The following is a 12,461-nucleotide window of genomic DNA, read 5'->3' on the forward strand; positions in this document are numbered from 1 at the left end:
GATCAGTTACCCCAAAAAATCTGCACGCCCCAGGCGAAGAACGCGAACATGGCAACACCACACGCGGCCTGAAACAGAAAACGCACACCAGTCGCCCACTTACCCAGCGCCATTGGCGTCAGGTAGTCGGTGGAAATTGTCCACATACCAACCCAGGCGTGAACGCTGAGCGCCACCAAGGTCAGCAGACTGAAAATGCGCATTGCGTTATTGGAGAACAATGCATGCCACTCGGCATAACCCAGACCCGGATTACACAGAATAAAGCCGAGCAGAAACAGCACATAAACCGCGAGAATGACTGCAGACACACGCTGAGCCATCCAGTCATAAAGACCCGAACGCGAGAAATTCGTGACGTTGGTTACCATATCCACACCCCCAGCAACACGATCACGATCGTCGACACGACGAGAACGATTTTCGAGCCCAGCTTGCCGCCTTCCAGCGTCTCACCGATACCCATGTCCATGATCAAGTGGCGTACACCGGCCACCAGGTGGTAAAGCAGAGCGGACAACAGACCCCAAATCACAAACTTGGCCAGCGGGCTGGTCAAGCATTCCTGCACCTGGGCGAAGCCCTCTGCGGACGCCAGCGACTTGTCGAGGCCATATAACAAAATGGCAATACCAACAAAGAGGATGACACCGGAGATACGGTGAAGAATGGACGTGTAAGCAGTGATTGGGAGTTTGATAGTCCTAAGGTCTAGGTTTACAGGTCTTTGGCTATTCACGGCTTTTTATCACACTGAGAGCCCCTAACTATCAGGGCAAAGTTGTCGGGAGGTGCACTGGTCAGGTACCCATCACCCAAGGAGTGACAGCTACCAAAAGACAGGCTAAAGCCCTTGGTAGCTGGGCGCAGAGTATAGACAGTTAGGTTACTAATGACAATCCGAGGACCTCTGCCTAAAAGCGCATTGCACAGTGTTTATAAATCACGTAAAGGGCTGCCCACAAACACCGCAAAACACCCGCAAACCCTTCTGCCGCCTGGGTTTTCGCAAATTGACATTCGAATTTATCTCACTATAGTGGTGCGGGCCCTGCGTGGGGGGCAGTCAGATGATTTCAAGCATAACTAGGAGGCCAAACATGGCTGACAAAAAAGCGCAGTTGATCATCGAGGGCGCAGCCCCCGTCGAGCTGCCCATTTTAACCGGCACCGTTGGTCCCGATGTAATTGACGTGCGGGGCTTAACCGCCACGGGGCGTTTCACCTTTGATCCTGGCTTTATGTCCACCGCCTCGTGCGAGTCGAAGATCACCTACATCGACGGCGACCAGGGCATCCTGCTGCACCGCGGCTACCCTATTGAACAGCTGGCAGAGCAGTCCGATTACCTGGAAACCTGCTACCTGCTGCTGAACGGCGAACTGCCGAGCGCAGCAGAAAAAGCCACATTCGTCAGCACCATCAAGAACCACACCATGGTTCATGAGCAGCTGAAGACTTTCTATAACGGCTTCCGCCGTGATGCCCACCCAATGGCCATCATGTGTGGCGTAGTCGGCGCCCTCTCGGCCTTCTACCACGACTCGCTGGACATCAATAATCCGCATCACCGCGAAGTCTCGGCCATGCGCCTGATCGCTAAGATGCCGACCATCGCCGCCATGACCTACAAGTACTCCATGGGTCAACCGATGATGTATCCGCGTAATGACCTTAATTACGCAGAAAACTTCCTGCACATGATGTTCAACACCCCGTGCGAGATCAAACCGATCAGCCCGGTACTGGCCAAGGCCATGGATAAGATCTTTATCCTGCATGCCGACCATGAGCAGAACGCTTCTACCTCCACTGTCCGCCTGGCCGGCTCTTCGGGTGCCAACCCGTTTGCCTGTATCGCTGCCGGTATCGCCGCTCTTTGGGGCCCGGCGCACGGCGGTGCTAACGAAGCCGTTCTGGCCATGCTTGACGAGATCGGCGATGTATCCAACATCGACACGTTCATCGCCAAGGCTAAAGACAAGAACGATCCGTTCAAGCTGATGGGCTTCGGTCACCGCGTTTACAAAAACCGTGACCCCCGCGCCACTGTGATGAAGCAGACGTGCGACGAAGTACTGAAAGAACTGGGCATCACCAATGATCCGCAACTGGCCCTGGCCATGCGCCTGGAAGAGATCGCCCTGACTGACCCGTACTTCAAAGAGCGCAACCTGTACCCGAACGTCGACTTCTACTCGGGCATCATCCTCAAGGCGATCGGCATTCCAACCAGCATGTTCACCGTGATCTTCGCCCTGGCGCGGACCGTCGGCTGGATCTCCCACTGGAAAGAAATGCTCTCCAGCCCGTACAAGATTGGCCGTCCACGCCAGCTGTACACCGGCTACCCGCAGCGCGATATGAAGAAATAATTCAGTTCTCGCCGCACAAAAAGGCTGCCCTCGGGCAGCCTTTTTTATTGCGCAAAACAAGCCCGCTTTACGGTTGTTCAGCCAACTGACGCAGCCCCTGCAAGGTATTGAACGGCGCATCCACGACAAAGCTATTGGCTAACCAGGCCGGCACGCTGCCGCCCGGTTCGGAATGCACCTGATAGACCACTTCGATTTCGTCCTCGCGCGGCGTAAGGCTCCAGAAGCCCTCCACCTTGCTCACCCGTACAAAGCCCTGCTGCAGCGGCAAATAATCGGCAACCCCATGCAGGGCGCGGCTCACACTACCATCGGCATCACGTGTGGTGGTCACCTGCAGGATCGAATCACGCGGCTGAACCGGCCAAGGCGTATGAAAACGGCTGTAGGCCCAACTTAACTCCCCCTCATGCTTGAGCAGTTTCTGCTCGCTGCAGGCATGAATCCAGGCGCACGCCGCACTGACATCATCCTGCAAGGCCAATAACCGCGGCATATCCACCCGTATACGGGTTACGCCACGAAATGCCTGAAAGCTTGAGCCGGGAATCTGCTGCAAATAGACCTGAATCCCTGCTTCATCCTTGACCAGACGCCATTGCGCCGCCTGTGCCTCACTCATTGCCAGCACCAAGAGCAGCGCTATAAACCGCACCATCATGCCTCCATTAGCCGATAACGTTACGCCACAGTATCAGACCGCAACCGCCGTGCTCTGCTCCAGCCAGCCAATCAACTGCAGGGCCTCTGCCGTATTGCTGCCGCACACATACTCAGCGGCATGAAACGCCGAACACACCGCAGGCCGCTCAGGCTGGCCGAAAATCAGGCAGTAGTTATTCACATCCAGCTGCACGCAGCGCACACCCGCCGGCTTGCCATCGGGCATACCTGGAATGGGAGAACTGATCGAGGGGGCAATGCAGCAGGCGCCGCAACCAGCACGACAATTCATCGAAGGGAGACCTCAAAAACGGCAGGATACGAATACGGGCGCTGATCTTACTTGGCCAAGAGCGAATTTAGCAGCCCAAATGACACAGATTCAGGCCAGCGGTAGGCGCAAGCGAAACTTCGTACCCTGCCCCGGGGCGCTGCGCACCTGCAGCTCAGCCCCCAGAATATCCACGGCCAACTGATGGGTGATGTATAGACCCAGCCCGGTGCCGCCACGCCCGCGCCGGGTCGTAAAAAACGGGTCGAAGATTTTGCTCAGCACCTCTTCGCTCATGCCGCAGCCATTGTCGCTGACTTCAATCACACACTCGCGGCGCCCTCGGTCATGCTCAACACGCACCGTGATCACACCATTCATCCCCGAATCGAAGGCATGAATAAGCGCATTGTCGATCAGGTTTTGCAGAATCTGCCCCAAAGGTCCCGGGTAACTGTCGAGCTGCACGCTTGGCGGCAGCTCCAGCACCACCTGATGCTGGGATTGTTTGAGTCGGGGGGTAAACAGCAGCATGACCTCCTGCACCAACTCGACCAAATCAAAGCGGCGTCCTTCGGTACTCGCGCGGTCACTGGCCAGTTGTTTGAAAGCCCGAGTCAGCTGTGCCATGCGCGTCAGGCTTTTCAGAATGATCGCCAACCCCTCGTCATTACGTTGAACAAAGCGCTCCAGCACTGAACGTTGCAGCCCCTCACGGAGGCTTTTCTGCAAGCTTTGATTGCCTTTATCCAGGGTCGAGGCCGCCATGCTGGCGGCACCAATCGGGGTATTGAGCTCGTGGGCCACGCCGGCAACCAATGTGCCGAGTGATGACAGCTTTTCAGCCTGTAGCAAAGCACCTCGGGTGCGCTGCAACTGCTCCACCGTATCGCGCAACTCGCCGTTACTCTGCTGCAATGCCAGGCTGCTGAACTCCAACGCTAGGCGCACCTGATCACGCTCAAACTCCGCAAAACCTAGGCTTAACACACCGACCAAGCCCAGCGAGAGCATCACACCGGCGAACAACAACACCTGCCACGCCACTTGCCACTGTAAAACCTCGACCTGTTGTAGAGGCAGATGCGAAACCAGCAACCAGCGCTCGCTAACTTCAGGAGCCTGGCTACCGCGCTGATAAGGATCGAATGCATTAAATGCCCAATAACCGGCATGATCGCTGAACACCCCGCTGCGCATGGCCTGCATACGTCGCCAAGTGTTTGGAAAGCGGCTGGCCAGAGTTGCCTCAGGTCTGCCCAAGGCAAAACCCCAAGCGTCGCGCTTATCTGCGGCAAACATCCAGTAGCCTTCAGCGTCGACCAGCGTCAGGTTGTTGCCGTAACTCTTGGACACCTCAGCCAAACGCTGCAACAGCACCTGCCCTTGGTAATTCAGTATCAAGATGCCGCGCCGCTTACCCAATTTGTCAAAGATCGGCGCTGCGCTGCGCAGCGTTGGCTTGAGGGGTTGCTCGATAACCCCGGACTCTTCGTTCAGGTCAAAGCGCGACAGGTAAAATGCACCGTCTGGCAGGTTCATGGTTTCCACGAAGTAGTAACGCTGCGCCTGGTTTTGCAATTGCAACTGATCCCGCACCCGGGGCTCACCGTCACGCCAATCAATCCGAACCTGCTCGGAACCCTGCTCGTCTAACCAACGAATCTGGTCATAGACCGCGCTGCTGCGAGAGAACTCGACAAATAACTGAGTCAGGGAAGAGTGATTTTCAGCGCTGGGGTTCTTCAACACCTCGGCGAGCAAAGGCTGCTGAATCAGGAACCGTAAATTGCCACGCAGCGTTGCCAGGTGCCTGCTGAGAACACCAACTCCCTCGCTCAGGCTGTTCTGCTGATCACGCAGCAGTGGTTCAAGCCGAGCATTCAGCAGGCGGTCGTAAAGCAGTGTCATCAACACCAGAATCAACAACGCCCACGGCACGAATAACAGCATAAGGTTGCGCCTGACCGGCCGCGATAGCAGGCGGCTATCCCGGAGCTGACGCATCAGGTAGGCCGTTCCGACAGCCAGCTCAATAAATCGGCGCAGGCCATGGGCTTAGCAAACAGATAACCCTGCGCTTGCAGGCAGCCATGACTGAGAATCCAATCGGCCTGCTCTTGGGTCTCGACGCCTTCGGCAATCACCTGCATACCAACCCGTGCGGCGATCTGGATAACCGCCTCGGCGATCATTTGCTGATCACCGACCTTACCGATTTCAAGGACGAAACTGCGGTCGATTTTCAAACGGTCTGCTGGCAGCAAGCGCAGGTAGCTAAGCGATGAGAAGCCGGTGCCAAAATCATCAATCGCCACTTCAACACCCATCGCCCTAAGCGCCCGCAGCTTGGCACAGACGGTATCGAACGTACGCATGGCCACCGATTCGGTAATCTCCACCTCAATCTGCTGCGGGGCGACCCCGGCTGCCAACAAATGCGAGCTGAACCGCTCGATAAAATCATGCTGCAGCAACTGTGGCGCGGAGACGTTAACGGCCACGCGAATGTGCGGGTAGCCGGCGTCGGCCAGTTGCTTCGCCGCCTGTAAAGCCAAGCGCATTAGCAGATCGCCCAACGGCAGGATGTAACCGGTCGCCTCGGCCAGCGGAATAAAACTCAACGGCGGCACCATCTTGCCGTCCGCTTTACGCCAGCGCGCCAGGGCTTCAACACCGATGACACGACGTGTTTGCAGGTCGACCTGCGGCTGCAATTCAACGCTGATCTGCCCGGCCTCCACCGCATCGCGCAAAGCCAGCAGCATGCGATACGACTCGGCATGCGCACTTTGCAAACGGGGGTCGTAAACGCCGTGCTGATCATGACCTAGCCGTTTGGCCTGCTTGAGGGTCAGCAGAGCATCTTGCAACGCCACGCTGGCAGAGCCGGTGAAGTCGGCCAGGTGCATCGTCACACTGCTCAGGCTGTGCACCTGACCCAGTTCGTAAGGGCGTTTATGCCGGCGAAACAAGGCCACAATCTCAGCCGCATTGACCTGCGCTTTGGGGCCCAGGATGGCAAACAGGTCGTCGCGTACCCGCGCAATCAACACGTCTGTGTTGAAAGCATCACGCAACCTCTTCGCCACCAACCCGAGAATAAAGTCACCATAACCGGTGCCAAAGGCGGTATTAGCACCGGAAAAATTGTCGATATCGATCAGCACCAATACGCGCTGATCCTTAGCCTCTGACTTCAAAGTCATGTCCAACATGCGGATCAAGGCGTTGCGATTGGGGATTTTTAGCAAGTCATCCTGGTAAGCCATTTCCTCCAAACGACTGAATAATGCGACGTTATAGAGGCCTCGGCTGATGCTCGCGCTAAACACCTTGAGCAGCTCTAGCTCGGTGTCATCCAACGCCCGCGCACTGGCGATATAGCACGCGTAATCGGCGCCTGCCTGATAGCGCGGGAAAAACAATACCGTACAGTCGCTTAACCTCAGGGTCTGCTGCGCCTGTAAACATTGGCGTATAGACGCGGCAATCTGCGGTGGCTGCAAGGCCTCGATGCCGGCATCAATACAGTCAAAGAAACGGCCGCTAGCGCTGATAATGCGCACCTTAGGCTCGGCAGTCGTGTCGCTCTCATCCGCTCGCACACAGACGATACCTTCGGTCTGCAGGTTAAGCAGCGAGGTGATTTCAGAAAGAATCTTGGCCGACAGTTCGCGGGTATTTTTCGAGCAAAACAGCGCATTGCTCGACTCGACAATCATCTGCAAGCCGCGCCTGGCATTGGCTACCGCCTTGAGCTGGGAATAACCTCGCACCGCCGCTGTGAGCACCGTCAGCAGTCGCTCAGCGCTGAGCTCACTCTTGGTCCAATAATCGTTGATGTCGTAATCACGCATCACTTCATTGGCCGGCGCCAGCCCCGGCTCACCGGTCAACAGCACTACGCGGGTTTCACGGTTGCCGATCACCTCACGCAGCGCCTTGACCAAGCGCAGGCCAGCGTCTTCGGTTTCCATCACCACATCGAGCAAGACCAGGGCAATGTCGTCATGCTTAGCCAACAGCATCGAAGCTTCACGGCAGCTGAACGCTTGGACCAATTCAATGCGCCTACCCAGAAGCTCCAGCTCACTCAAGGCAAACGCGGTAGCACGCTGAAAGTCTGCATCATCATCAACCGCTAATACGCGCCACACGGGCTGGTAGGTCGTGGTTGGAAGGTCGTCGCTGAACGCAAATTGATCATCCATGATGGGGGCTCGCATACCTGGAAGAAGGAAAGCTGCGCCGAATCCTGCCTGGCTTTCAGATCAGTATAGACGGCTGCTCTGCACTGCCAGGCAAGCGCATTACATTCAACTACCTGCGTAACCGGGCAAATAAGCTCGAGGTATCCCAACGGCCACCGCCCATGCCCTGGACATCGGCATAAAACTGATCGACCAACGCCGTGACCGGCAGCTGCGCACCATTGCTACGGGCCTCAGCCAAAAGAATCGACAGGTCTTTGCGCATCCAATCCACGGCAAAACCGTGCTCGAACTCACCGGCCAGCATGGTTTTGTGGCGATTTTCCAGCTGCCAAGATTGCGCAGCGCCCTTGCTGATCACCTCCATCGCGCCCTGCGCGTCGAGGCCAGCGCACTCGGCAAAATGCAACGCTTCAGATAAGCCCTGAACCAGCCCGGCGATACAAATCTGGTTGACCATTTTGGTCAACTGACCGCTACCCGCCTCGCCCATCAGTCGGGCCATGCGTGCATAGGTTTGAATGATCGGCTCAGCCTTGGCGTAGGTCGCTGCCTCGCCACCGACCATGATGGTCAACGCGCCGTTCTGCGCACCGGCCTGGCCACCGGACACCGGTGCATCGAGAAAACCCACTTGCTGCTTCGCGGCGTAAGCAGCCAGTTCGCGGGCCACTTCGGCCGACGCGGTGGTGTGATCAATCAACACCGCGCCGGGTTGCATGCCAGCAAAGGCACCCTGCTCACCCAGTACAACGCCGCGCAAATCATCGTCATTGCCGACGCAAACCATCACAAACTCGGCACCCGCCGCCGCTTCGCGCGGAGTTGGTGCGTGGCTACCGGCATATTCGCTGGCCCACTGCACAGCCTTGGCAGCGGTACGGTTATAGACACACACCTGATGCCCGGCGCGCGCGAGATGCCCAGCCATTGGGTAGCCCATTACACCCAGCCCGATAAACGCCAGCTTTGCCATATTCACCTCTACTTTCGCGCGCCATGCACGGCACGCGTTTGTGCTTAACCCCATACCCCCGCTGCACGGCAGATACGATCCCGATGCAAGCATGCCCGCCACATGGGGCAAGCGCCAGCACAGCCACAGGGCAAAACTGTACGGACAAGCCCTGCCGCAGGCTTTACCCAAGCTCGACAGTGCTTCCATACTGCGGCACGCAAAGGAGAGCTTATGCAGCATTGGCTGGTAATCGACCTGGAGGCCACTACCGAAGAAGGCGGCTGGCCGGTCACTGATATGGAAATCATCGAAATCGGCGCCTGCGTGGTCAACGCGAATGGCCATGAAGTCGCCTATTTCCAGCGTGTTGTGCGACCCACCCGGCGTCCACACTTGACTCATTTTTGCCGTCAGCTCACACATATCACCCAGGTGGATGTCGATGCAGCCGCACCACTGGGCATTGTCTGGGCGCAATTTGAGCATTGGTTGCTGGCTCACCAACCGCTACTGGCAGGCTGGGTCAGCTGGGGCGATTACGACCGACGCCAGCTCGAACAGGAATGGCGCACCCATGGGCTCAGTAGCTACCTGAGCCAGGTCCCCCATCTAAACCTAAAACAACGATTTGCCGAAGCGCGCCAACTGCCCAAGCCTATTGGCTTGAAGATGGCCCTTAACCTGGCTGGTTTGCAGTTCCAAGGCCAACAGCATCGCGCCCTTATCGATGCGCGCAATACCGCACGGTTATTGCCGCTGGTATTGCCGGTGCAAAGCAGATGACGAAAAAAAAACGCTTGGGCATACTGGCAGGCCTTTTTATGGCCTGCTGTAGCTGGCAGCCAGCCTTTTGAATCTCCCCTTCGAGGAACTGCAGATGTTCAAGGTCAATGAATACTTCGACGGCACCGTCAAATCCATCGCCTTCGGCATGGCTGAAGGCCCTGCCACCATTGGCGTAATGGCTGCAGGCGAGTACGAATTCGGCACCAATCAGCTGGAAATCATGCACGTGGTTGCCGGCGCCCTTAGCGTCAAACTGGCGGGCAGCGAACACTGGGAAACCTTTACCAGCGGCAGCAAGTTCACTGTACCGGCCAACAGCAAGTTCCAACTCAAGGTTGCCGCCGATACCGCTTACCTCTGCGAATATCGTTAAGGTATTTGGCAGGCAAAAGACCGGCCCTGGTGGCCGGTTTTTTTATTCACATTGAACACAAGGAATGCGTCATGCCGCGCTCGACGCACGTCTCTCTGGTGGTTGTGCCGATCATCTTGCTGCTGATTGCCATGACCTCGATCCAGGGTGGTGCATCCCTGGCCAAAGGGTTGTTTCCAGCCATAGGCGCAACCGGCACCACCGCGTTGCGTCTGGGTTTGGGAGCGTTGATCCTCTGTGTATTGATGCGCCCCTGGCAGGCCAAGTTGAGCCTGAAATCCTGCCGCTCGTTGTTGGCTTACGGTTTGTCGCTGGGCGGTATGAACCTGCTGTTCTACCTTTCGCTGAAGACCATCCCCCTGGGCATCGCCGTAGCCCTGGAGTTCACCGGCCCCTTGGGCCTAGCCCTGCTGTCATCGCGACGTTTGCTGGATTTTATTTGGATTGCCCTGGCCGTTTTCGGTCTCTGGCTGCTCCTGCCCACCGGCCAAAGCGCTGTACCGCTGGACCCTGTGGGCATGGGCCTGGCCTTAGCGGCCGGCTTGTGTTGGGCGCTGTATATCGTTTTCGGGCAAAAAGCTGGGGCCGAACACGGCAAGCAGACTGTGGCCCTGGGTACCATCGTCGCGGCTCTGCTGGTGTTCCCGATTGGCCTCTGGCAAGCCGGCGGCAGCCTCTTCGCGCCCGAACTTCTGCCCATAGCCCTGACGGTGGCAGTGCTGTCCTCGGCCCTGCCCTACAGCCTGGAAATGGTCGCCCTAACCCGCCTGCCCGCCCGCACCTTCAGCACTCTGATGAGCATGGAGCCGGCGATTGCCGCGCTCTCCGGCCTGCTGTTTCTTAGCGAGCGGCTTACCCTCACGCAGTGGCTGGCAATTAGCGCCATTATCCTGGCTTCAGCTGGAACCGCGGCAACAATCAAACCAAAAGCCAAAGCGCTTCAATTAAGGGAGTAGAACCAAGCGCAAACCTGTTCTGGTGGGACGGGCTTTAGCCATGACACTTCTAATCGCGGTTAAAGCCCACCCGGCCTAGCGATTAATCAACGCTCTGCGCCTCGTTGCTGAACTGCAGCTCAGCCAAGCGCGCATACAGCGGATTATTAGCCACCAACTCCGCGTGCGTGCCAATCGCCGCAAGCTTGCCGTGCTCGATTACGGCAATCCGGTCAGCGCTTTTTACCGTGGCCAAACGGTGGGCAATTACCAAGGTGGTGCGACCTTGCATCAGGCGCGGCAGTGCTTGCTGTATCAGGTGTTCACTTTCCGCGTCCAGCGCGCTGGTGGCCTCATCTAGCAGCAGGATTGGTGCATCCACCAGCAGTGCGCGGGAAATCGCCAAGCGCTGACGTTGGCCTCCAGACAAGCCCAGCCCGGCATCGCCCAAGTGGGTTTGATAGCCCTGCGGCAACTTCATGATGAACTCATGGGCATGCGCCACTTTGGCGGCCGCCTCGACTTCGTCCAGGCTGGCATCCATACGACCGTAGCGGATGTTGTCCTCAACCGTGCCGAAGAACAGCGCCGGGTTCTGCGACACCAGGGCAAAGCTGCTGCGCAAATCGGCAGGATCGAGCTGCTGGATCGGCTGACCATCAATCAGGATGCGTCCCTCTTGCGGGTCGAAAAAGCGCAGCAGCAGATCGAACAGGGTCGACTTGCCTGCCCCGGATGTACCGACTAGAGCCAGGGTTTGCCCCGGCGCAACCTGCAGATCAATGCCGTCGATGGCAAAACTGTCCGGGCGTGAGGGATAAGCAAAACGCAGCCCTTGCAATTCAATAGCGCCTTGCACCGGCTTGGCCAACTCCACGCCATCTGCGACCGGCGCGGTGATTTCATTGCGTGCCTGCAGCAGTTCGGCGATGCGTTCGGCAGCACCTGCAGCGCGCTGTAGCTCACCAATTACCTCACTCAAGGTGCCAAATGCCGAGCCGACAATCAGGCTGTAGAACACGAAAGCCGCCAGCTCACCGCCGGAAATCCGCCCGGCAATCACATCCATACCACCGACCCAGAGCATCACGCCGACGGCGCCAAGCACCAGCACAATGACCACCGTAATCAGCCAGGCGCGCTGGGCAATGCGCTTGCGTGCGGTATCAAAGGCCGCTTCGGCAGACAGACCAAAGCGGCGCTTGTCCTCGGCCTGGTGGTTATAAGCCTGCACGGTCTTGATTTGCCCGAGCACCTCACCGACATAGCTGCCAACATCGGCGACGCGATCCTGACTTTGGCGTGATAGTGCCCGCACCCGGCGGCCGAAAATCAAAATCGGCGCGACGACCAAGGGCAACGCCATCAGCACGATGCCGCTGAGCTTGGCGTTGGTCACCACCAGCAGCACGCTGCCGCCGATCAGCATGATCATATTGCGCAGCGCCATCGACAGCGATGAGCCAATCACCGATTGCAGCAACGTGGTGTCAGCAGTCAGGCGTGACTGGATTTCCGAGCTGCGGTTGCTCTCATAAAAGCCCGGATGCAGTTCGATCAGGTGGTTGAACACCCGTTTGCGGATATCCGCGACAAAGCGCTCACCGATCCACGACACCAAATAAAACCGCGTGAAGGTGCCGATGGCCAAGGCCAATACCAGCACAAAGAACAAACCGATGGACTGCTGCAAGGCGGCCGGCGATTGCGTAGCCAAACCCTGATCGACCAACAACTTGATGCCCTGCCCCATGGACAGAGTAATGCCGGCGGTAAACATCAGCGCCAGCAAGGCGCCGAATACCCGGCCGCGATACGGCGCGATAAAACGCCAGGCCATACGCAAGGCCGTGCGCTGACGGGAAGACAGAATCGAGAGCATGCAG

12 protein-coding genes are annotated in these 12,461 nt (G+C 57.6%); 4 read left to right on the top strand and 8 right to left on the bottom strand.

The features are described 5' to 3' along the window. Positions 1 to 2 precede the first annotated feature (2 nt). On the bottom strand, positions 3 to 371 hold the full coding sequence (gene sdhD, locus D8779_RS12595; RefSeq protein WP_136664826.1) for a succinate dehydrogenase, hydrophobic membrane anchor protein: 369 nt from the start codon (positions 369 to 371) through the stop codon (positions 3 to 5). Beyond that, positions 365 to 739, bottom strand: coding sequence for a succinate dehydrogenase, cytochrome b556 subunit (sdhC, locus tag D8779_RS12600; protein ID WP_136664827.1), 375 nt, complete (start codon positions 737 to 739; stop codon positions 365 to 367). The genes sdhD and sdhC overlap by 7 nt, the downstream gene beginning before the upstream one ends. 361 nt (positions 740 to 1,100) lie before the next feature. On the opposite strand from sdhC, the gene gltA reads away from it, so the two are divergent. Then, on the top strand, positions 1,101 to 2,375 hold the full coding sequence (gene gltA, locus D8779_RS12605; protein ID WP_136664828.1) for a citrate synthase: 1,275 nt from the start codon (positions 1,101 to 1,103) through the stop codon (positions 2,373 to 2,375). 67 nt (positions 2,376 to 2,442) lie between these two features. Here gltA and D8779_RS12610 read toward each other — a convergent pair whose 3' ends face one another. The 5 genes from D8779_RS12610 to D8779_RS12630 form a co-directional block, all read right to left on the bottom strand. Then, positions 2,443 to 3,033, bottom strand: a complete 591-nt coding sequence (locus D8779_RS12610; RefSeq protein WP_240789728.1) for an START domain-containing protein — start codon at positions 3,031 to 3,033, stop codon at positions 2,443 to 2,445. Positions 3,034 to 3,069: 36 nt separating this feature from the next. Beyond that, positions 3,070 to 3,330, bottom strand: a complete 261-nt coding sequence (locus D8779_RS12615; protein ID WP_136664830.1) for a YkgJ family cysteine cluster protein — start codon at positions 3,328 to 3,330, stop codon at positions 3,070 to 3,072. A 90-nt stretch (positions 3,331 to 3,420) separates the two neighbouring features. After that, positions 3,421 to 5,262 carry a sensor histidine kinase gene (locus D8779_RS12620; protein WP_167492572.1) on the bottom strand — a complete coding sequence of 614 codons (1,842 nt, stop codon included), beginning with the start codon at positions 5,260 to 5,262 and terminating at the stop codon, positions 3,421 to 3,423. Positions 5,263 to 5,315: 53 nt separating this feature from the next. Next, on the bottom strand, positions 5,316 to 7,523 hold the full coding sequence (locus D8779_RS12625; protein WP_167492573.1) for a putative bifunctional diguanylate cyclase/phosphodiesterase: 2,208 nt from the start codon (positions 7,521 to 7,523) through the stop codon (positions 5,316 to 5,318). 109 nt (positions 7,524 to 7,632) lie between these two features. Then, a complete protein-coding gene (locus D8779_RS12630) occupies positions 7,633 to 8,553 on the bottom strand; it encodes an NAD(P)-dependent oxidoreductase (protein ID WP_136664833.1) in 921 nt (306 codons plus the stop codon). A 159-nt stretch (positions 8,554 to 8,712) separates the two neighbouring features. Here D8779_RS12630 and D8779_RS12635 point away from each other — a divergent pair, with 159 nt between their 5' ends. The 3 genes from D8779_RS12635 (at position 8,713) to rhtA (ending at position 10,596) form a co-directional block, all read left to right on the top strand. Then, entirely contained in the window at positions 8,713 to 9,264 is a 552-nt protein-coding gene (locus D8779_RS12635; protein WP_136664834.1) for a 3'-5' exonuclease, read from the top strand. A 94-nt stretch (positions 9,265 to 9,358) separates the two neighbouring features. Then, the gene (gene ppnP, locus D8779_RS12640; protein ID WP_136664835.1) at positions 9,359 to 9,640 is read left to right on the top strand and encodes a pyrimidine/purine nucleoside phosphorylase; all 282 of its coding nucleotides are present in this window, start codon (positions 9,359 to 9,361) and stop codon (positions 9,638 to 9,640) included. Between the two features lie 71 nt (positions 9,641 to 9,711). Beyond that, the gene (rhtA, locus tag D8779_RS12645) at positions 9,712 to 10,596 is read left to right on the top strand and encodes a threonine/homoserine exporter RhtA (RefSeq protein ID WP_136664836.1); all 885 of its coding nucleotides are present in this window, start codon (positions 9,712 to 9,714) and stop codon (positions 10,594 to 10,596) included. Between the two features lie 82 nt (positions 10,597 to 10,678). Here rhtA and D8779_RS12650 read toward each other — a convergent pair whose 3' ends face one another. After that, positions 10,679 to 12,457, bottom strand: a complete 1,779-nt coding sequence (locus D8779_RS12650; protein ID WP_136664837.1) for an ABC transporter transmembrane domain-containing protein — start codon at positions 12,455 to 12,457, stop codon at positions 10,679 to 10,681. Between the last annotated feature and the right edge of the window lie 4 nt (positions 12,458 to 12,461).

The organism is Pseudomonas leptonychotis, from assembly GCF_004920405.1.
In the GTDB taxonomy this organism is placed as follows: domain Bacteria; phylum Pseudomonadota; class Gammaproteobacteria; order Pseudomonadales; family Pseudomonadaceae; genus Aquipseudomonas; species Aquipseudomonas leptonychotis.